This window comes from Pseudofrankia saprophytica (genome assembly GCF_000235425.2).
GTDB classification, from domain to species: domain Bacteria; phylum Actinomycetota; class Actinomycetes; order Frankiales; family Frankiaceae; genus Pseudofrankia; species Pseudofrankia saprophytica.
This window is the reverse complement of the sequence record NZ_KI912267.1, coordinates 1663301-1682687: the sequence shown is the minus strand read 5'-3', so window position 1 is coordinate 1682687 and position 19387 is coordinate 1663301. Positions and strand designations below refer to the sequence as shown.

General features: G+C 73.0%; 17 protein-coding genes. 8 read left to right on the top strand and 9 right to left on the bottom strand.

The window, feature by feature from the left end; all coding sequences use genetic code 11:
- Nucleotides 1-230 precede the first annotated feature (230 nt).
- The 6 genes from FRCN3DRAFT_RS0241500 (at nucleotide 231) to FRCN3DRAFT_RS0241475 (ending at nucleotide 7265) form a co-directional block, all read left to right on the top strand.
- On the top strand, nucleotides 231-806 hold the full coding sequence (locus FRCN3DRAFT_RS0241500; RefSeq protein ID WP_007515832.1) for a TM2 domain-containing protein: 576 nt from the start codon (nucleotides 231-233) through the stop codon (nucleotides 804-806).
- A 1007-nt stretch (nucleotides 807-1813) separates the two neighbouring features.
- Nucleotides 1814-2752 (top strand): ABC transporter ATP-binding protein, encoded by a 939-nt coding sequence (locus FRCN3DRAFT_RS48935; RefSeq protein WP_063630344.1) that lies wholly within the window; start codon nucleotides 1814-1816, stop codon nucleotides 2750-2752.
- On the top strand, nucleotides 2749-3702 hold the full coding sequence (locus FRCN3DRAFT_RS48930) for an ABC transporter ATP-binding protein (RefSeq protein ID WP_007515830.1): 954 nt from the start codon (nucleotides 2749-2751) through the stop codon (nucleotides 3700-3702). Before FRCN3DRAFT_RS48935 ends, FRCN3DRAFT_RS48930 begins: the two co-directional genes overlap by 4 nt.
- Nucleotides 3699-4610, top strand: a complete 912-nt coding sequence (locus tag FRCN3DRAFT_RS0241485; RefSeq protein ID WP_007515829.1) for a branched-chain amino acid ABC transporter permease — start codon at nucleotides 3699-3701, stop codon at nucleotides 4608-4610. The genes FRCN3DRAFT_RS48930 and FRCN3DRAFT_RS0241485 overlap by 4 nt, the downstream gene beginning before the upstream one ends.
- Complete coding sequence (locus FRCN3DRAFT_RS0241480; protein WP_007515828.1) at nucleotides 4603-5865, top strand: branched-chain amino acid ABC transporter permease; 1263 nt, start codon at nucleotides 4603-4605, stop codon at nucleotides 5863-5865. Before FRCN3DRAFT_RS0241485 ends, FRCN3DRAFT_RS0241480 begins: the two co-directional genes overlap by 8 nt.
- Before the next feature lie 161 nt (nucleotides 5866-6026).
- Nucleotides 6027-7265: an ABC transporter substrate-binding protein gene (locus FRCN3DRAFT_RS0241475; RefSeq protein ID WP_051467528.1), complete on the top strand. Its 1239-nt coding sequence runs from the start codon at nucleotides 6027-6029 to the stop codon at nucleotides 7263-7265.
- 190 nt (nucleotides 7266-7455) lie between these two features.
- Here the strand turns inward: FRCN3DRAFT_RS0241475 and FRCN3DRAFT_RS0241470 are convergent, their stop codons facing one another.
- From FRCN3DRAFT_RS0241470 to FRCN3DRAFT_RS0241455, 4 genes are all read right to left on the bottom strand, one after another.
- Nucleotides 7456-8961, bottom strand: a complete 1506-nt coding sequence (locus FRCN3DRAFT_RS0241470; RefSeq protein WP_007515825.1) for an FtsX-like permease family protein — start codon at nucleotides 8959-8961, stop codon at nucleotides 7456-7458.
- Nucleotides 8961-9680 carry an ABC transporter ATP-binding protein gene (locus FRCN3DRAFT_RS0241465; RefSeq protein ID WP_007515824.1) on the bottom strand — a complete coding sequence of 240 codons (720 nt, stop codon included), beginning with the start codon at nucleotides 9678-9680 and terminating at the stop codon, nucleotides 8961-8963. The genes FRCN3DRAFT_RS0241470 and FRCN3DRAFT_RS0241465 overlap by 1 nt, the downstream gene beginning before the upstream one ends.
- Nucleotides 9677-10228: a helix-turn-helix transcriptional regulator gene (locus FRCN3DRAFT_RS0241460; protein ID WP_007515823.1), complete on the bottom strand. Its 552-nt coding sequence runs from the start codon at nucleotides 10226-10228 to the stop codon at nucleotides 9677-9679. Before FRCN3DRAFT_RS0241460 ends, FRCN3DRAFT_RS0241465 begins: the two co-directional genes overlap by 4 nt.
- Before the next feature lie 68 nt (nucleotides 10229-10296).
- Entirely contained in the window at nucleotides 10297-11085 is a 789-nt protein-coding gene (locus FRCN3DRAFT_RS0241455; protein ID WP_007515822.1) for an alpha/beta hydrolase family protein, read from the bottom strand.
- Between the two features lie 363 nt (nucleotides 11086-11448).
- Between FRCN3DRAFT_RS0241455 and FRCN3DRAFT_RS0241450 the strand changes: the two genes are divergently transcribed.
- Together FRCN3DRAFT_RS0241450 and FRCN3DRAFT_RS0241445 are read left to right on the top strand one after the other, a co-directional pair.
- A complete protein-coding gene (locus FRCN3DRAFT_RS0241450; RefSeq protein ID WP_007515821.1) occupies nucleotides 11449-12789 on the top strand; it encodes a hypothetical protein in 1341 nt (446 codons plus the stop codon).
- A gap of 341 nt (nucleotides 12790-13130) precedes the next feature.
- Nucleotides 13131-13979, top strand: coding sequence for a patatin-like phospholipase family protein (locus FRCN3DRAFT_RS0241445; protein ID WP_007515820.1), 849 nt, complete (start codon nucleotides 13131-13133; stop codon nucleotides 13977-13979).
- A 54-nt stretch (nucleotides 13980-14033) separates the two neighbouring features.
- Here the strand turns inward: FRCN3DRAFT_RS0241445 and FRCN3DRAFT_RS0241440 are convergent, their stop codons facing one another.
- From FRCN3DRAFT_RS0241440 to FRCN3DRAFT_RS0241420, 5 genes are all read right to left on the bottom strand, one after another.
- Entirely contained in the window at nucleotides 14034-14672 is a 639-nt protein-coding gene (locus tag FRCN3DRAFT_RS0241440; RefSeq protein ID WP_007515819.1) for a LysE family translocator, read from the bottom strand.
- Between the two features lie 121 nt (nucleotides 14673-14793).
- A complete protein-coding gene (locus tag FRCN3DRAFT_RS0241435; protein ID WP_232794417.1) occupies nucleotides 14794-15582 on the bottom strand; it encodes a tryptophan 2,3-dioxygenase in 789 nt (262 codons plus the stop codon).
- On the bottom strand, nucleotides 15579-17021 hold the full coding sequence (locus tag FRCN3DRAFT_RS0241430) for an FAD-dependent oxidoreductase (protein ID WP_007515817.1): 1443 nt from the start codon (nucleotides 17019-17021) through the stop codon (nucleotides 15579-15581). The genes FRCN3DRAFT_RS0241435 and FRCN3DRAFT_RS0241430 overlap by 4 nt, the downstream gene beginning before the upstream one ends.
- Before the next feature lie 2 nt (nucleotides 17022-17023).
- Entirely contained in the window at nucleotides 17024-18316 is a 1293-nt protein-coding gene (gene kynU, locus FRCN3DRAFT_RS0241425; protein WP_007515816.1) for a kynureninase, read from the bottom strand.
- A complete protein-coding gene (locus FRCN3DRAFT_RS0241420; RefSeq protein WP_007515815.1) occupies nucleotides 18313-19386 on the bottom strand; it encodes an amidohydrolase family protein in 1074 nt (357 codons plus the stop codon). The genes kynU and FRCN3DRAFT_RS0241420 overlap by 4 nt, the downstream gene beginning before the upstream one ends.
- Between the last annotated feature and the right edge of the window lies 1 nt (nucleotide 19387).

Below are 19387 nucleotides of genomic sequence, written 5' to 3'. Positions count from 1 at the left end.
CGGGATGTCCGTTCGTCACCGGCCCCTCATCGCGGTGACCTTGTCATCACGGACCGAGGTCGACTGCCCGGACGCGCCGGCGCGGGCGTGGCCCGGTAGTGCGCTTTCCGTGCCGAATAGCTACCTGTTGGCCGTCCGTGTGGCCCGGTGTCGGGTGGGGGACGGTCCCGCGATGCGCCTGAATCGTCGCTGGTACGGTTCCGCGGAGCCCGGGAACACTTGGAGCCACTATGACGACCCCAGCGCCTGGCCAGATGCCGGACCCGTACGCGAAGCCCGGGCCCGACCAGCCTCCGCCTGGCGCGGGTTACCCGCAGCCCGGCTCGGGCTACCCGCCCGCCCCCGGCTACGGGGACCCGAACACGCCCTACCCGCCCGCTCCGGGCTACGGGGACCCGAACGCGCCGTACCCGCCCACCGGCGGCTACCCACCCGGTGTCGACCCCAACGCCGGGTACGGTCAGCCGGGTGGCTACCCGCCGGGCCCCGGGTACGCGCCGGCTCCGGGCTATCCGCCGGCCCCCGGCTACGGGCCCGGATACCCGTACGGCGCCGACCCGTCCGCGCCGTTCGGCCGGCACCAGGTCACCGGCGAGCCACTCTCGGACAAGGACAAGCTGACGGCTGGTCTGCTGCAGCTCCTCCTCGGCGGGGTGGGAGCCGGTCGCTGGTACATGGGCGACTACGGGATCGCGGTCGCGCAGCTGCTCACCTGCGGTGGCCTCGGCATCTGGTCGCTCATCGACGGCGTGATGATGCTGACCGGCAACGTCCGCGACAAGTTCGGCCGCCCACTGCGCGACTAGTAGTACTTCCCCGGAAGCGACCTGGGGCCGCCGTCGGCGCCGGTCGCTTGCCCGCGGCCCGGAAGATCACCAGGACTGTATCCGGATCCGAACCTCGGGCCCTCGCCCGTTCGGATCCGGATACAGAACCGCTGATCAAGCCCGCGGCGCGGCGGTGTCCCGCCGCTGATCGAGTCCGCGGCGTGACGGTGTCCCGCCGCCGGTCAGGTCCATGGCGCGGCGGTGTCCCGCCGCTGATCGAGTCCGCGGCGCGGCGGGGGGCCACCGGCCAGCCTTGGCCGAAGTGACGGCATTGGGCCAGGAGGCCCTGCCGGCTGAACCCCGCCGAGCGTTTCGCCGCGTCCGCCGCGTCCGCCGCGTTCCCGGCGTCCGCCTCGTCCGCTGGGCCGTGCGGGTGTGACGGGTGGCCGTTCGTCCGTCGGTGGTCGGCGGCTGAGCGGTCTCCAACCTCATCGCACGGATTGCTTGCACTTGCCGCCTCATGCGGTGATCCTTGTGACCCACGACACAGCTACTTGGGTGTCGTACTAGTCACCAGCGGTGCCGTGAATGCGTTCCGTGCTGACCTGGGTCGGCCGCTCTCGCGCTGATCGGTCTCGCGCGGGCGACCACGGCAACGCGGTGCCGGCTGCCCACTCGCGACAGTCCCGGCGGTCTCGGCGCGTGTCCCCATCAGCTTGCTGATCTTTGCTGACGGGGCTCGCGACGGGTGCGACCCGCCGTTTCGCGCCCGGCTCCGATCCGTTGCCGGCGTGGGTTCGGCGCGGGTTGGGTGGGCCGGACGTTCGACCTGCCCTGGTCGGGTCGCCGCGAGCCCGGCGGCTCGTGCGCCCGGCTGGCCGGTGCTGTGCGTGTTTGCCCGAGTCTCTTGTGTCTTCGGCCCGATACCGCAATCCTGGTGACCTGCGACACGTTTCATTGTGCAACTGTCTCCCGTTGATCTTGAGATCGGCGGGTCCTGGGTGCCGCGGAGGTCCTGCGTGGTTGCTGGAAGCCAGCCTGAGTTGTTGGACGTCGGTTCACTCGAGGTGGTCTATGCGGGCGTGGTCCGGGCACTGCGTGGCGTGACGATGTCGGTCGGCGCCGGGCAGGTCGTCGCGGTGCTGGGAAGCAACGGCGCGGGCAAGTCGACGCTGCTGCGCACCGTGTCCGGCACCCTGGGCATGCACGGCGGGAAGGTCACCGCCGGCACGATCCGGTTCGACGGCCAGGACCTCGCCGGCCGGGGCGCGGCGGACGTCGTCCGGCTCGGGCTGGTGCACGTGCCCGAGGGGCGTCGGATCTTCGGCCGGCTGACCGTCGAGGAGAACCTCCGAGCGGGCGGGATGTCGGTGCGCGGCCGGGCCGCCCGTGCCCAGGCCCGCGAACAGGTCTACGAGCTCTTCCCGCTGCTGGCCGAACGGCGGGACTCCCGGGCGGTGCTGCTGTCCGGCGGCGAGCAGCAGATGCTCGCGATCGGGCGCGGCCTGATGTCGGCGCCCCGGATGCTGCTGCTCGACGAGCCGTCGCTGGGGCTCGCTCCCCAGGTCATCGGCAAGATCGGCGCGGCGATCAGGGAGATCAACGCCCAGGGCGTCTCGGTCGTCCTCGTCGAGCAGAACGCCGCCATGGCGCTCTCGCTCTCCGAGGCGGCCTACGTCCTGGAGCTCGGGCGCACCTCGCTGTCGGGGCCGTCCGCCGAGCTCGCCGCCTCCGACGAGGTCGCCCGGCGCTACCTGGCGGTAGCGGGTGAGGCCCCACCGGGTGCCGAGCCCCCCGCCCCCGGGGATCCGGCGAGCCCCGCGCCCCCGAATCCCGAACCCGGGGAGCCGGCGATCTCGGCGGTCCCGGCGCGGACGCTGTCCCGGTGGCAGCCGTCGCCGGCTCGGCGGATCCTGCCCCGCCCGCGCGGCCGGGCCGGTGCCGCGGCCGACCAGCGCGGCGTGCACGCGGGGGAGGCACAGTGAGCGCCACGACGCCGGCCGGGGTCATCGACCCGGTGGCGGTGGCCGAGCCGCTGGCGGTCGAGGGCGTGACGGTCCGGTTCGGGGCGCTCGCCGCGCTCGCCGACGTCTCGCTGCGGGCCGAGCCGGGGACGATCCACGCGGTGATCGGGCCGAACGGCGCTGGGAAGTCGACGCTGTTCAACGTCATCTCCGGGGTGTACCAGGCGACGTCCGGCCAGGTGCTGCTCGGAGGTACGGAGCTGACCGGCCGGCGGCCGCACCGGGTCACGGCGCTCGGGGTCGGCCGCGCGTTCCAGAACCTGGCCGGCTCGCCGTACGAGTCGGTGCTCGACAACATCATGGTCGGCCGGCATCACCTGATGCGCACGGGCTTTCTCGGCGCGGGCCTGAGGATTCCCTCCGCGCGCCACGAGGAGCGGCTCCACCGGGCCAGAGCGCGCGAGATCGCCGAGTTCCTCGACCTGGGCGCGCGCCTGCACGTCCCGGTCGGGATCCTGCCGTACGGCGACCGCAAGCGGGTCGAGGTGGCGCGGGCACTGGCCACGGAGCCGCGGGTGCTTCTGCTGGACGAGCCGGTCGCAGGCATGAACGCGGTGGAGACCGCCCAGATGACGGCGACGATCCGGGCGATCCGGGCCTCCCTCGGGATCACGGTCCTGCTGGTGGAGCACGACATGACCATGGTCATGTCCCTGGCCGACCGTGTCACGGTGCTCGACTTCGGCCGGGTGGTCGCCGACGGCACCCCGGCCGAGGTCAGCCGCGACCCGGCCGTGATCCGCGCCTACCTCGGCACCGGCGACGAGGACGACACCGCGGCCAGTGCCCAGATCGTCACCCCCGAGATCGTCACCCCCGAGAGCAACAGCCCCGAGAGCGATGCCGCCGCCGAGGGCACCGGCGTGGACGAGGGATCCGTCGCGGTCAGCACGAGGAAGGAGCAGCCGTGACGACGTTCGTCTCGCTGTTGGTGAACGGGATCTCGCAGGGCGCGGTGTACGCGCTCATCGCGCTCGGGTTTGTGATCATCTTCAAGGCGAGTGAGGTGCTCAACTTCGCGCACGGCTCGATGCTCTTCGTGGGCGCCTATGTGACCGCCCGGCTCGTGCCGTCGATCGGGTTCGCCGCCGCGGTGGCGATCGGCGTCGCCGGGACGGCGCTGCTGGCCGTCGCCCTCGAGCGGCTGCTGTTCTCCCGGGTGGGCCGGGGCACGGGGCTGGCCAGCGAGGGGCAGGTCGCCGCCCTGACGATCATGACGTTGGGTCTGGACATCGTGATCGCGACCGACCTGACCCGGCGGATCGGCTCGCACGTGCTCTCCCTGGACCAGCCCTGGGGGACCGGGGCCTTCTCGGTCGGCGGCGTCGGGCTCTCCTATAACCGGCTAATCGCCATGGGGACGGCGGTCGTCCTGATCCTGGCGTTCTTCGCCGCCTTCCGGTTCACCAGCTGGGGAGTGGCGCTGCGTGCCAGCGCCGAGGACGCGGAGGCGGCCGCGCTGATGGGGATCCGGCACTGGCAGGTCAGCGCCCTGGCCTGGCTGGTCGCCGGCGGGCTCGCTGCCGTGGCCGCCGTCTTCCTGACCGGCAGCCCGACGCCCGGCCTGGATCCGTCGATCCGCACCGTCGCGTTCCTTGCCTTCCCCGCCGCCATCATTGGCGGCCTGGACTCGACCACCGGCGCGTTGGCGGGCGGAGTGCTCGTCGGCGTCGTCCAGTCCCTGATCGCTGGCTATGCCGAGCATCTGCAGTTCCTCGGCGGCGACTTCGGCGGGGCCGTGCCCTACGTCCTGATGCTGGCGGTCCTGCTGGCGCGTCCCGCCGGCCTGTTCGGCACGAGGGAGCTGGCCCGTGTCTGACGTTCGTGTCTCCCATGGGCCGCGCGCGGCGCTGGCCACTCGGCTGCCCCTGGTGTCGCTGCTGGTGGCCCTGCTGATCCTGGCGGCGCTGCCGTTGTATCTGGAGGAGTTCTGGCTGCGGGTCGGCTTCTCGATCTTCGCGGCCGTGATCGGCGCGATCGGCCTGACGATCCTCGTCGGCACGACGGGGCAGCTGTCGCTCGGGCACGCGTTCTTCCTCGCCGTCGGCGCGATCAGCTACTGCTGGCTGGCGAGCGAACCGAGCTCGCTGGGCAGCCGTCACCTGGGTGGGCTCGGCCTGCCACCGCTGGTCGCGATGGTGCTCGCCGTGCTGATCTCCGGGCTGGCCGGCCTGCTGTTCAGCCCGGTCGCCGCCCGGCTGCGGGGGATCTACCTCGGCATCGCCTCGCTGGGGCTGGTGTTCGTCGGCCAGCATGTGCTGAACTCCGCGTCCACGCTGACCGGCGGCTACAACGGCCGGCGCACCCCGGACTTCTCGTTGTTCGGGTTCGTCTTCGACGACGACGACTCCGGCCTCGAGGTGCTGGGCGTGCCGTTCGGCCGCTCGGAGCGGCTGTGGTACCTGGGCCTCGTCCTGCTCGTGCTCGCGGCCTGGTTCGCCTACGGCCTGCTGCGGTCTCGGCCAGGGCGGGCGCTGCGGGCGGTCCGGGACGGCGAGATCGCGGCCGCGGTCACCGGCATCGATGTCACCGGCTACCGGGCCAGGGCGTTCCTCGTGTCCTCGATGTACGCGGGGCTGGCCGGGGTGCTGTACGCGCTGTCGATCGGCAGCGTCGCGCCCGAGTCGTTCACCGTCGAGGTCTCGATCCAGTACCTCGCGATCATCCTGCTCGGCGGTCTTGGCTCGGTCGGTGGTGCCATGGCCGGCGCGGTCTTCGTCGTCGGGCTGCCCCTGCTGCTCGAGCAGTACAGCGAAAGCCTGCCGTTCCTGGCAGAGCCCGGCAGCGGCGGCGTCACCTCCGCGGAAGCGGCCAAGTACGCCTACGGCATCGCAGTGATCCTCTTCGTCCTCTTCCAGCCGCGCGGGCTCGCAGGCATGGCCTACGCGCTGGTACGCCGTCGCCGCGCCGCGGCGCTGCGCCGAAGAGACGACGGGCTGCCACCTGAGGGCGGTGGGACCGCTCCGCCGGGCGGCGAGCGCGCATCGGCGGGCGCTACCGCCGAGGTGGCCGCGACCGGCGAGGCCGCGTCCGTCCCGGCGGGCGCGCCGGCCAACGCGACCTCCGGCGGCTGACGAACCGCCGGGACGAAACCTGCCAGACGACGTGTGTCGGACTCGCCATTCGGGTGAGCCGGGGGAAGAAGGGAACCTCTATGTCCTCAGTCATGGCTGGGCGGGGCCGCGGGCCGCGATGGCGGTCAGCAGGCCGCGTCTCGCTGGCCTTAGGCCTCTCGGTGGTCACCGTGCTGGCCGCCGCCTGCAGTACCAAGGGTGACGACGACAAACCCGCGGGGCCCGCGGCCAGCGGAAGCGCGAAGGTCGTCAAGACCGGCCGAGGGATCAGCGGAACCGAGCTCACTCTCGGCAACCTCAACGACGTGACCGGGTTCTTCGCCGCCAGCGGCAAGGACCTCGCGATCGCCTATGACAACTTCTGGAAGGACTACAACCAGAAGAACGGCGGGATCTGCGGGACGTACACCGTCAAGCTGGAGAACGCTGACAGCGGCTACAACGTCCAGAAGGCCACCACCGCGTACGCCGCCATGAAGCCCAAGGTCGCGGCGATGCAGATGGTGCTCGGCTCGGCCATCGCGACCGCGCTGTCCGAGGACCTCACCGCCGACGACATGGTCGCGATCCCGCTGGCCTGGTCGCAGTCCATCTCGGACAACCCGAACTACGCGATCGTCGGCTCGACCTATGACGTCGAGTCCATCAACGGCCTGGACTACCTGCTCGAGAAGGGCCTCATCGCCAAGGGCGTCAAGATCGGCCACATCTACCACGACAGCGAGTACGGCACCAACGCCGACGCCGGCGTGAAGTACTGGGCGCAGCAGAACGGCTCCCAGGTCTTCGAGCAGAAGGTCAGCCCCCTGCAGAACGACCTGAGCTCCCAGGTGACCGCCCTCAAGGGTCAGGGCGTCGGGGTCATCGCGATCACCGGCACGCCGACGCAGACCGCCGCGCTCGCGGCCGCGACCAAGACCCAGGGCCTGAACGTCCCGCTCATCGGTAACGGGCCGACCTACACGCCGGACCTGCTGACCGGCGACGCGAAGGACGTCATCCTGGACCGGTTCTACTTCGCCGGCGGGAACGGCACCCTCCCGACGGCCGAGGCCGCCACCGTGCTGGCCGCCTACCGGCAGGCGGTGGGCAAGGCCGACGCGATCCCGACCCCCGCGCTCTCGACGGGCTACGCGACCGCGACCGTGATGGCCAAGATCCTGGAAGCGGCCTGCGCCGCCGGTGACCTGACCCCCGCCGGCATCGTCGCCGCGAAGAAGGGCCTGACCACGCTGGACACCGGTGGCCTGACCGGCAAGCTGGACTACTCGAAGCCGGGCATCTCCCCGACCAGGCAGTCCTTCATCGTCAAGCCGGACGCGACCGCCGACGTCCGTCTCAAGATCGTGGCTCCGCTCTACGAGGGCCCGAACGCGAAGACGTACGTCCGCGCCAAGTAGTCACCTGATCGGGTGATCATTCCGATCGGGTGACCGGGTTCCCGCGGTCGCCGTGTGCCCAGACGGGCGGCGGCGACCGCGGGGACAGGCGACCGCGCGACGCGCGGTGGCCCCGGGAACGGGCAGGTGACCGCCCGCACGGCGGTGGCGCGCCGTCGCCACGTCGCCATCGCGTCGACGGGTCGCCGCGTCACGTGGTGCGCAGCTCGTCCGCGGACACGCTCGGGCGTAGGAAGAGCAGGGCGAGGCCGGTCATCGCGACGATCGCGAGGATCGCGCCGCCGGCGAACAGCCCCAGGTCGGCGAACGGGATGGGGACGCTCGGGGTGAGGTCGGGGGCCATCGTGGTGAGGCCGCCCGTGGACGTCTCGACCGGGCCTTGGGTACCCACCTCGATCGGCAGCGACCGGGTCATCGTCACACCGACGGCCAACGCGACGAGCACCGCGGGCACGGCAGGTGTCAGGGCCTGCCAGAACACCGAACGGGCGAGGACGCCGCGGGGCACCCCGGAGGCGACCAGCGCCGCGTAGGTCCGGCGGCGGGTGACGATCCCCTCGGCGAGGGCGACCAGCAGCCCGAGCGTCGCGATCGTCAGGCCCACCAGCACCGCCGCGTAGACCAGGTCCATCGCCCGGGTTGAGAAGTCATCGCCACCCGGGGAGTACGCGTACCCCTGCTGGACGCTCCACCACTGGTCGTAGGCCCGCTGGGCGTCGGCCCCGGTGGCGAAGTAGGCCCGCATCCCTGCGGCGCCACCACCGAACAGGACGCAGGTGAGCATCGCGGCGAAGACCCTGCTGCCGGCCCACGGGTCCGCCACGAGCCGGCGGCCGGCGAGCAGCGCGGCCGGCCGGCGCGCCGTCCGGTGCAGAACCCGCCCGGCCGCCTGCGAGATCCAGCCCGTGCCCAGCAGGATGCCAGCGAGCGCGGCCAGCGTGCCCACGAACAGGAGCATGACGAAGACCCACTCCGGCACGTCGAGCCGGTGGCGTTCGGTGTACCGCAGGAGCGGTCGCAGCACGGCGAAACAGGCCACGCCCGGCACGATCAGGAAGGCCGGCCACGGCCGGGGCGCCGGGCGCCGCTGCCGGTGCACGACGCCGAACGGCGTGACCCGGACCCGCCGCAGCGCGAGCGCCGCCGCCAGGGCGGCGACGACCGGTAGCCCCAGGGCGATCACGAGCAACGCCGGCCAGGGCGGCAGGACATCCGTCGGCAGCGGCAGCCGGCCGTCCTGGTTCGGCCGGGCCAGCACCCGCCGTCCCACCAGGTAGATCCCGAATCCGATACCCACGCCGAGGGTGCTCGCGAGCCCCGTCTCCACGGCGACCAGCGAGACGGTCTGATCAGGGGTCGCGCCCGCCAGCCGGACCGCGGCCAACCTTCTGTCGCGCGCCGGCGCCCCGAGGCGTCCGCACTGCCCGGCGAGCGCCAGCACCGGGATGGTCAGCAGCATCAGGGCGATCACCACGCCGGGCCGCAGGCCGGGCTCGTTCAGCAGGGCGCTCCGGTAGGTCATGTTGTTGGCCAGGCTCCCCGGGCGGGGGCCGGCGAGTTCGGGAATGGCCACCACCGTGGCGGCGGCCAGCACAGCGAGGGTGGCCAGCGTCGCGGACAACGCGGTGAGCGCGATGCGCAGGGCATCGGCCCGGCTGCCGGCGAACGCCAGCCGGACGAGCGTCCCGGGCCTCATCACGCGCCCTCGGCGTTCGACATGGCCAGCCCGGCGCCGGCGAGACCGAGCCCCGTCGGGTCGATCTCGCCGTCCCGCAGCGAGATCTCACGGTGCGCGTAGCCGGCGACCTTCGGGTCGTGCGTGACCAGGACGACCGTCGTCCGTTGCCGCGCCGCGAGCCGCACCAGCTGCCCGAGGACCTGCTCGCCCGCCAGGGTGTCCAGCGCGCCGGTCGGTTCGTCGGCGAACAGCAGCCGAGGCTCGGTGACCAGCGCGCGTGCCAGCGCGGCGCGCTGCCGCTGGCCGCCGGACATCTCCCCGGGCAGCGCGTCCGCCGACTCGGCGACACCGAGCCGTTCGAGCCAGGACAGGGCGGCGGTGCGGGCGTGGCGGCGACTGGTGCCGGCCAGCAGCAGCGGGAGAGCCACGTTCTCCACCGCGGGCAGTTCCGGCACGAGCTGCCCGAACTGGAAGAGCACGCCCAGTTCGGTGCGCCGCAGCCGGGACCGCTCGGCCTCGGACAGAGAGTCGATGCGCCGGCCGCGGTAGACGACCTCGCCGGCGTCCGGGCGCAGGATGCCGGCGAGGCAGTGCAGGAGGGTGGACTTGCCGCATCCGCTGGGACCGGTCACCGCGACGATCTCCCCCTCGGTGATGGTGAGGTTCACCCCGCGCAGGGCCGGGATGGTCCCGTATGACCGGACGAGGCCGCGGGCCTCCAGCAGGACGGTGCTCATGTAGGGTCTTCCTGGGCGTGAGCCGCGACCCGTTCCAGCGTGGTGCGCAGCCAGCGCAGGTCGGCGTCGAGGTGGGTGATGGCGTAGTCGAGGGCGATCACGTCGGACAGTCCCGTCGCCGGGTCGGCCTTCAGCGCGGTCAGCTCGCGCAGCCTGGCGGCGTGTGCCGCCCGCTGCGCGACGAGGTAGTCCCGGGCGGTGGCCGCGTCCGCCGCGAACAGGGCGACGACGACCTTGGCCAGCAGCGTGCCGGCGACGTGCGGCGCCGGCGGCTCCACCGCGGTGAGCCATGCCCGCAGGCCCGTGCGGCCCTCGGCGGTGATGGCGTAGCTGGTGCGCTCGGGGCCGCCAGCCTGGTCCTGCCCCGTGGGCGTCGCCAGGCCGTCGCGTACCAGCCGGGCGAGCGTCGTGTACACCTGCCCGAACGCCAGCGGCCGCGCCCGCGGCAGGTGCTCGTCGTAGGACCGTTTCAGCTCGTATCCATGCCGGGGCCCGCCGGCCAGCAGGCCGAGCAGGACGTGCGACGTGACGGATCCGGTCGAGGACACCGCGCAACTATGTAGTGAGTGAATAGTCGACGTCAAGACCACCAGGTGCCAGCGGGAGCCGCCCGGCCCTACCCGGTGCCGAGAAGCCCGGGAAGGGTGTCGACGACCAGGGACCAGTCGGGGGCTGACGGGTCGACCAGCGTGTAGTGGTCGCCGGCGGCCTCGAGGAGGCTCGCGGGGGCGCCGGCACTGGTGGCGGCCTCGACATAGCGGGCGCTCTGGTCGAACGGCACCTCGTCGTCGGCGCGGGCGTGGACACATACGACCGGTACCCGCAGCGGGACGGCGGCGGACGGGTCGGCCAGGCGGTACCGCGCCGGCAGGTCGTCCGGGCCGCCACCCATGAGGTCGAGGGCGGCCGTCCCGCCGACGCCGTCGCGCGCGCAGTCCGCGAGCCACAGTGCGCCCGCCAGGGACACCACCGCCGTCAGCTCCACGCGCGGCCCGGCACCCGCGGCGGTGGCGGGCAGCTTCGCCCGCCCGGCCGCCCACGTCGCGAGCTGGCCACCCGCGCTGTGCCCGATCGCGACTACACGGGACGAGTCGACGGGAAGATCGGCGAGCAGGTCCATTCCGGCCGCCACGTCCGCGAAGGTCGCCGGCCAGCCGCCTCCCAGGCCGACCCGCCGGTACTCCAGGTTCCACACGGCGTACCCGCGTCGGACCAGGTCCGCGGCCAGTGGCCACCCCAACGACGCGCCGTAACGCGCCCGCCAGAACCCGCCGTGGACTACGACGACCGTGCCCGCCGTGGCCGAGCCACCTGCCGTGGCCGAGCTACCCGCGGTGGCATCGGGCAGCCACAGCTCACCGAACTGAGCCGGATCGGGGCCGTACTTGCGGATCACGGGCCTCATGCCGTCATCCTCCCCGGCGGACCGGCGACGGTCCGGCGCGGGCGTGGTGACGAGATCGCGCAAATGTGACGGCAAATGTAACCGTGAGGTTGCTTTTCGATGTACATCGTGGCTCGGCTGGCTGTCGGTATCCGCATTGAGCCAGACAAGGTGGGGGCAGGTCGACCCGTGGCGGACGCCTTGTGCGGCTGGCGGTGCCAGGACGCCTGGCTAGACGTAGCCTGATCACGGGGGTGTGCCCGCCCTCCAGGGGAGGAATGATCATGTTTCTCTCGCACCTGGCGGGCATCATGCCAACGGGGCGGTGCCCTCCGGGCATCATGCCGACAGGCCGTGCCCGGGCGCACGGGGAGGTGGCCGCCGATGAGCCGGTACGCGGTGGACGTCCACGACCGCACGCTGGTGGTGTCGTGGGATACCGGGCTGGGTGACGTCGCGGCGAAGGTCGCCCGGCTCCCAGTGTCCGTCGACGAGTCGGACGCGCTGCAACTGGCGCGCACGCTGACGTTCCTGTCCGCGGCGGCTTGGCGTACCTACACGCACCCGGAGGAGTCGGCGCTGCAGGCGCTGCCGACGGGTGACGACAGCCTGACCGGCCGCGGCCGGGACGTCTTCGGTAACGCGGTGGTGGCGATCGAGCAGCCGCACCTGCCGCACGACGGGCTGATCCAGCAGGCCGTGGTCGTCGTCGAGGAGGCGGCGCACCGGGTCGGCCGGGCGCTGCACACGATCGCCGACACCCAGCTGACCACCCAGGTCGCCGCCGACGTGCGCGCCGAGCTTGACGCCGTCGAACGGGCCGAGCTGGGCGAGCTGTCCGGCCGGGCCCGCCAGGCGGTGACGCTCAGCCGCGCGGACGCGTCGCCGCTGCAGGTGGCCGCCGCCGACACGCTGCTGCGCGCCGACCCGCTTGGCTGCCGCGCGCTGTTCACCGACGTCGAGCCGACGGCGGCCGCGATCGCGGCGGCGCACTGGCTGCACGCGGCGGCGATCGTCGCCGCGCGGTACGCCGACCTCGACGTCACCCAGGTGGTCTCCGAGGCCGACGCGATCGAGCCGCTCCCACACCGCACGCCGACCCTGGTGCTTCACCAGGTCGAAGGCGGCGACTCGCCCCGCGAGGCGGTGCTGGACCTGATCGCGCACGCGATGGTCGTCGCCGAGGGCCGAAACCCCGACCTGGACGACATCTTCGAATGGGTCGCCGAGATCGTCGAGGACGGCCCGCCGTCCCCGGACGACGAGGGCGAGGGGCGGCTGCCGCGCCGGCAGGTTCGCCCGCCGATCCTGCCGGCCGAGGGCCTGGCCATCCAGATCCGCGGCGTGGGCGACCGCTCCGACGACGATGACCTCGACGACCCGCGCGGCCTCGACGACGATGACGACGACGAGGAGGACGAGGACGACGAGTTCGGCGAGACGCTCGTGCTGCCGGACCGGCTCACCCCGCTCGACCCGCGCCGGCCGGCCGTCGACCTGTTGGAGGACCTGCTCGCCGGGATCCATGGCTGCTGGCTGCTCTACCGCGAGTTCGCCGACCCGCCGAGCGTCCCCCGCCCGCCGGATCCGGCCGCCGTCGACCCGGGGCCGGTCACTCCGGAGACCGTCACCGCCGCCCGCCGCAAGCGTCGTGAGCAGCTGCGCCGAGCCTTCGACGACGAGGTCCGCGCCGCGGCCGCCACCCTCCGCGACCAGCTCGTCTAGGACACCCCAGGACCCCAAGAACGGAGCCTGCGTGGATTGGTGACGTTCAACGGCGGGCGACCGCGTGAGCGCGGAGGCCCACCCCACGAGCGAAGCGAGGTGGCCGTCCGGATCCAGCGTTTGTCGTTTGGTGACGTTCAGCGGTAGGTGACCGTGCGGCGCGGAGGCGCGCCTGCGCGGAGGCCCGGCCCCGAGCGCAGCGAAGGGGTTGGGCCGCAGCGGAGGTCGCCGCAGCGCACGTGAGCGGAGGAGGACGCGGCGCGGAGGTCCCGTGGGAGCGAAGCGAGTACGGGGCCGGAGCGCCGTGCCCGCACGGAGCGAACCAAGAAAGAGGTGGGCGGATGTCGCGGGCGCTGGTGCTTGGCGGGGGCGGGGTGGCCGGGATCGCATGGGAGATCGGGCTGCTCGCGGAGCTCACCCACGGCGGGTCGGACCTGGCGGCGGCGGACACCGTGATCGGCACGTCCGCCGGCTCGGTCGTCGGCGCCCTGCTGCGGACCGAGCAGAGCCTCGACGAGCAGCTCGCCGCCCACCTGGAGGGCGCCGGCGCCGGCGCCGAGCTCACCGTGAAGCTCGACGTCGATCTGCTGGCGAACATGTTCGGCGAGGCCATCAGCGGTGCCCGCGACCTGCCCGGCGCGCTGTCCCGGATCGGCGCGATGGCGCTGGCCACCCCGACCGTCACCGAGGCCGAGCGGCGCCGCGTCATCGAGGCCCGGCTGCCCCGGCACGAGTGGCCGGCGCGCCGGCTGGTCGTCACCGCGATCGACGCCGAGCGCGGCACGCTGGTCGCCTTCGACGGGGACTCCGGCGTGCCGATGGTCGACGCGGTGGCGGCCAGCTGCGCCGTCCCCGGGATCTGGCCGCCCGTGAGCATCGACGGCCGCCGCTACCTCGACGGCGGCTCCGGCTCGGCGACCAACGCCCCGCTCGCCGTGGGGCACGACACCGTTCTCGTCGTGGCCCCGATGACCACCCCCGCCCGCGGCCCGTTCCTGGGCATCGAGGACGAGGTGCACGACCTGGAGAAGGCGGGCAGCCGCGTCCTGGTCGTCACCGCCGACGACGGGGCCCGCGCCGCCTTCGGTCCGGACCCGCTCGACCCGGCCGTCCGTCCCGCCTCCGCTCGCGCGGGCCGCCGCCAGGGCTGGTCCCTCGCCCAGGCTGTCCGCGCCTTCTGGGCTGCCTGAGCCGACCGGACCCGACCGGACCCGACCGGAGCTGACGGGAAGCGAGCGGAGTGACTAGGTGTGGCGGCCGGTGACGGCGACGTTCAGGCCCACCCCGATCATGGCCAGGCCGCCGGCGCCACCGATGGCCGCCAGGCGCTGGGGGTTCCTGGCGAACCATGACCGCACGGCGCTCGCGACCATCGCCCACCCGCTGTCGGACACCAGCCCGATCCCGATCGCGAGCAGCGACATCAGCAGCATCTGGACGGGCACGTTGCCCGACTCGCGGCTGATGAACTGGGGCAGCACCGCGCCGAACATGATCAGTGCCTTGGGGTTGGTGACGCCGACGAGGAAACCCTGCCGGACCGTCCGCCACCTCGTCACGACCTCGGCACGCTCACCGGCCACCGCCGCCAGCTCACGGCGGTGCCGGATCGCCTGGATGCCCAGCCAGACGAGATAGCTCCCGCCGACCAGCTTCACGGCCAGGAAGGCGATCGCCGAGCGCTCCACCAGCGTGCCGAGGCCGAACGCGACCAGCACCGCCACGACGTAGTTGCCCAGCCCGCTGCCGACCGCGCTCAGGATCGCGGGTCCGCGCCCCAACGACAGCGCCCGCCCGACCACGAACAGCACGCTCGGACCCGGCACCACGATCAGGACGAACGCGGCGACGGCGAACCCGGCAAGCTGCCCACCAGAGATCATTTAGGGATCCTATCCGCGAACGCCGCGAACGCCGAAGGCCGCGAACGCCGCGACCACGAGCCGAGCGCAAGCCCGCACGCGGCGCGCCCGTACCGTCGGCGCGCTCTCCTGACCTGGGCCGTCAGGGGCGGGAGCGGACCTGCCAGAGGTCGGGGAAGCTCGGGTGGAAGAGGGTGGAGCGCAGGTAGGCGGCGCCGGGGGAGCCGCCGGTGCCGGTCCTGGCGCCGATGATGCGTTCGACCATCTTGACGTGCCGGTAGCGCCACTCCTGGATGCCCTCGTCGATGTCGACGAGGGCCTCGCACACCCCGGCGGGTACGCCGCGTTCGTCGGCGTACGCCTCGGCGAGGGCCGCCTGGACGAGCTCGTCGCCACCCGGCCAGGGCAGGCGGGGGTCGCGGTCGAGGATCTCGTCGGGCAGCGCCCAGCCGGCGGTGGCGAGGTAGCGCAGCAGCGAGTCGAAGATCGAGCGGCGGTGCAGGATGGCGTCGAGGGTGGCGTCGACCGGGGTGCCGGAGTCGGCGAAGTCGCGGCGGCCGAGGGTGGCCTCGATCCAGCGGAACTGGAAGGACTGGAAGCCGCTCGAGGATCCGAGCTCCGGGCGGAAGCGGGCGAACTGGCGCGGGGTCATCGTCTCCAGGACGTCCAGCTGGCCGACGACCGTCTTGAGGATCTTCGCGACCCGCCTGGCGGTCTGCATGGCCCCGACGCCGTCGCCATTCTCCAGGCGGCGGCGCAACAGGTCGAGCTCGTGCAGGATCTGCTTGAACCACAGCTCGTAGACCTGGTGGATGATCACGAACAGCAGCTCGTCGTGCTCGTCGGTGCGCGGATGCTGGCTGGACAGCAGCTCGTCGAGGTGCAGATAGCCGCCGTAGGTCATGTCATCCTGGCCGGTCTCGGCGGTCAACGGTTGCGTCCGAGGATGGTCGCGGCCGCCAGGCCGGCGGCGCCGGTCAGGGCGCCCGCGGCGAGGGTCGTGAGCTGGTTCTGCCGGCGTATCCGGCCGGGGATCTCGGCGTACGGCATGGTCGTGAAGCTCACCAGCTCGTAGCGGGAGACGTAGCGGCCCGGGAGGCGGCGCTCCAGCCAGTGCTCGGCCGCGACCCTGGCCTGGAAGACGTGCGAGTTCACCCGGTCGCGCATCTCGACGAAGTTGTCCAGGGCCATCTCGGCGATGGCGTCGCAGTTGGCCTTGCGGCGCCGTTCGTAGCTCGTCAGCGCCGCGGGCCAGCCGCCGCCGGTCTCCGCCAGGCACCGGTCGATCTCGACACAGTCCTCGAAGGCGCAGTTCGCGCCCTGACCGAAGAACGGGACGATCGCGTGCGCCGCGTCTCCCACGAGCGCGAGCATCGCGCCGCCGCCGCCGCCGCCGCTGCTGCTGCCGCCGGCCGTGGCCTTGGCGCTGGGGCCGACGCTGGCCTGGCCGCTTGTGCCGTCCCCGCCCCGCCTGTCGCTCCCGCTGTCCCCGCCGCTGCGGCCGTGGTGCACCCACGGCCAGGCGCGGATCGTCGCCAGCGACCCGAGCGGGTTGCGCTGGTAGTCGTCGACCAGGTTCGGGGCGAGCCGGACGACGTCGGGATAGTGCGCGCGGAAATGCTCGACGATCTCGCTCGGCGTCGTCAGCGCCGCGAACTGTTCGGCGGTCCAGAACAGGGTGCAGGTGAAGGACCGGTCCAGGTTCGGCAGGGCGATCATCATCGACTCGCCGCGCGGCCAGATGTGCAGCGCGTCCGGGTCCAGGGCGAAGTCGCCGTCGCGCGCCGGAATCGTCAGTTCCTTGTATTTATGGGCTAGGTAGTCCTGGCTGTAGGTGAAACCGGCGCTGAAGGTCACCGCGCGGCGGGCGGCGCTGAAGGCACCATCGCAGGCCAGCACGACGTCCGCCCGCGCCAGCCGCGGCCCCTCGCCCGTCTCGAACCGCAGCTCGCCGGTGGCGAGGTCCACCCCGGTCAGCCGGTGGTCGAAGAACAGCCGGACACCGGGGGTCTTCGCGGCGACATCGAGCAGGGCACGGGTGAGCTCCGCGCGGCTGATCGAGTTGATCGCGCGTGTCCCGTCCGCGCTGTACGGCCGGAAGCTCTCCGCGCCGGACGGGTCGTGCACCATCCGGCCGTGCATCGGCAGCGCCCGCGACAGTGCCTGCTCCCCGAGCCCGACCTGGCCGAGCGCGGCGAGCCCGCGGGCCGAGATCGCGAGGTTGATCGAACGGCCGCGCTCGGCCGCGCTCGCGCGCGGGTCGTCGCGCCGCTCGTAGACGTCGACCTCTACCCCGCGCCGGCCGAGCAGCGTCGCCAGCAGGCAGCCGGCGAGGCCGGCGCCCACGATCACCACCCGCTTGTCGTCCATGGTCACCCCCGTCCGTCGTCGAGCACGGCCGCGAGCGCGGCGGCGGCCCGCCAGCAGTCGTGGAAGGTGGTGTACATCGGCGCCGGGGCCAGGCGGATGACGTCGGGGCGGCGGGCGTCGGCGAAGACGCCGTGCCGCCGGCGCAGCCGCTCGGTGAGCGGGCCGACGTCGCGGCCGTGGACGCGCACCGAGAGCTGCGCGCCGCGGCGGGCCGGCTCGCGTGGCGTGACGAGCTCGGCCGGCCGCCCGGCGCACACCTCGTCGAGCAGCGTCTCCAGGTATGCCGTCAGGCGCAGGCTCTTGGCGCGCAGTGCCGCCATGCCGGTCTGGTCGAACATCTCCAGCGAGAGCAGCACGGCCGCCATCGACAGGATCGGCGGGTTCGACAGCTGCCAGGCGTCGGCGGAGTCGACCGGGCTGACGGCCGGCGCCATCTGGAAGCGGGTCGAGGGGTCCGTCGACCACCAGCCGGCCAGCTTCGGCAGGCTCCGGTCGGCCAGGTGCCGCTCATGGACGAAGGCGCCGGCCAGCGAGCCGGGGCCGGCGTTGAGGTACTTGTACGAGCACCAGGCCGCCCAGTCGGCGCCCGCGTCGTGCAGCCGGAGCTCGACGTTGCCGGCGGCGTGGGCCAGATCCCAGCCGACGATCGCGCCGGCCGCATGCCCGGCGGCGGTGATCGCGGTGATATCGAGCAGCTCGCCGCTGTAGTAGTTCACCGCGCCCAGCAGAACGAGCGCGACCTTGCGACCGTGCTCGGCGAGGTGGGCGACGACGTCCTCGGAACGCAGCGCCGCCTCGCCCGGGCGGGGCGTGAGCCGGATGACCGCCTCGTCCGGGTCGTAGCCGTGCAGGGCGGCCTGGCTGCGCACCGCGTAGCTGTCGGAGGGGAACGCCGCGTCCTCGATGAGGATCGCGTGCCGCTCGGGGATCGGCCGGTAGAAGCTGACCATCAGCAGGTGCAGGTTGACCGTCAGCGAGTTCATCACGACTACCTCGCAGGGGAGGGCCCCCACCAGCCGGGCGGCCGGCTCCCGCAGCAGTTCGTGGTACGAGAGCCAGGGCCGTCGGCCCTCCAGGTGGCCCTCGACCCCCAGGCTCGCCCAGTCGTCGAGCTCCTCGCCGAGACGGGCGCGCAGCGCCTTCGGTTGCAGGCCGAGCGAGTTGCCCGCGAAGTAGGCCGCCTCGCCGTCGCCATGCGGCGGGACGTGGAACTCGCCTCGCCGGGTGGGCAGCGGGTCGCCGGCGTCGAGCTCCAGGGCGCGGCGCTCCTGCCCGAGTTGACGGACCAGGCTCATGACGGCGCCGCCCCAGCCCCGGCCGCCCCGATTGGGCGGACAGGGCCGGCAGGGCCGGCTGGGTCCGAGGCGGTGGCGTCGGCGAGGCCGAGGAACGTGGCCGCGTTGCCGGCGAGAAGCCTGGCGCGGGTCGCGTCGTCGAGGAACTCCGCCGCGCGGACGACGGCGCCGGCCGGGCGTTCGCCGAGGGGATAGGGGTAGTCGCTGCCGACGACGACCCGGTCCGCGCCGACCGTGTCGACGAGCAGCCGCAGTGCGCCTTCGTTGAAGACCACCGAGTCGACGTAGAACCGGCCGAGGTAGTGCTCGGGCGGGTGGGCCGACGTACCGACCACGTCGCCCCGCCGGTGCCAGGCGTTGCCGAACCGGCCGAGCCAGAACGCGAACGACCCGCCGCCGTGGGCGAAGCAGATCCGCAGCCGCTCGTCCACCCGGTCGAACACGCCGCCGAGGATCATCGCGAGGATCGACAGGTGCGTCTCCGCCGGCATGCCGACCAGCCACTGGGCCATCCACCGGTCCTGGCGGGGCGAGTTCGGCAGGTCCCATGGATGCACGAAGACCGGGGCTCCGAGCGCCGCCGCGTGCTGCAGGAACGTCACGACGCCCTCGCTGTCGAGGTCGAGATCGCCGACGTGGTTGCCGATCTCGACGCCGACGTGCCCGGCGGCCAGGCAGCGCTCGAGCTCGGCGCAGGCGGCGTCGGGGTCCTGCAGCGGCACCTGGCACATCGGGAGCAGCCGATCGGGCGCCGGCGCGCAGATCTTGAGCGCGAGGTCGTTGAGGATGCGCGCGATCTTCGATGCCTGGGCGACGTCATGGGCGTAGGAGAAGAAGACGGGCGTCGGCGAGACGACCTGCCTGCGCACGCCATCGGCGTCCATGTCGGCCAGCCGGAGCTCGGCGCCCCAGCAGTCCGCGGCGACCCGGCGGAACTCCTGGCCGCGCAGCATGATCATAAGTTCGGACTCGGTCTCGAACCGCGGTGTCGGCGTGCCCGGGCCGAGGTCCGGCCAGCCCCTCGGGACGTAGTGGGTGTGGACGTCGATGATCTCGCCCGTCGGGCCCATC

Coding starts and splice junctions, on each gene's coding strand:
- FRCN3DRAFT_RS0241500 (WP_007515832.1), top strand. CDS start 231: ATGACGACCCCAGCGCCTGGCCAGATGCCGGACCCGTACGCGAAGCCC.
- FRCN3DRAFT_RS0241470 (WP_007515825.1), bottom strand. CDS start 8,961: ATGAGGCCCGGGACGCTCGTCCGGCTGGCGTTCGCCGGCAGCCGGGCC.
- FRCN3DRAFT_RS0241465 (WP_007515824.1), bottom strand. CDS start 9,680: ATGAGCACCGTCCTGCTGGAGGCCCGCGGCCTCGTCCGGTCATACGGG.
- FRCN3DRAFT_RS0241455 (WP_007515822.1), bottom strand. CDS start 11,085: ATGAGGCCCGTGATCCGCAAGTACGGCCCCGATCCGGCTCAGTTCGGT.
- FRCN3DRAFT_RS0241450 (WP_007515821.1), top strand. CDS start 11,449: ATGAGCCGGTACGCGGTGGACGTCCACGACCGCACGCTGGTGGTGTCG.
- FRCN3DRAFT_RS0241445 (WP_007515820.1), top strand. CDS start 13,131: ATGTCGCGGGCGCTGGTGCTTGGCGGGGGCGGGGTGGCCGGGATCGCA.
- FRCN3DRAFT_RS0241440 (WP_007515819.1), bottom strand. CDS start 14,672: ATGATCTCTGGTGGGCAGCTTGCCGGGTTCGCCGTCGCCGCGTTCGTC.
- FRCN3DRAFT_RS0241430 (WP_007515817.1), bottom strand. CDS start 17,021: ATGGACGACAAGCGGGTGGTGATCGTGGGCGCCGGCCTCGCCGGCTGC.
- kynU (WP_007515816.1), bottom strand. CDS start 18,316: ATGAGCCTGGTCCGTCAACTCGGGCAGGAGCGCCGCGCCCTGGAGCTC.
- FRCN3DRAFT_RS0241420 (WP_007515815.1), bottom strand. CDS start 19,386: ATGGGCCCGACGGGCGAGATCATCGACGTCCACACCCACTACGTCCCG.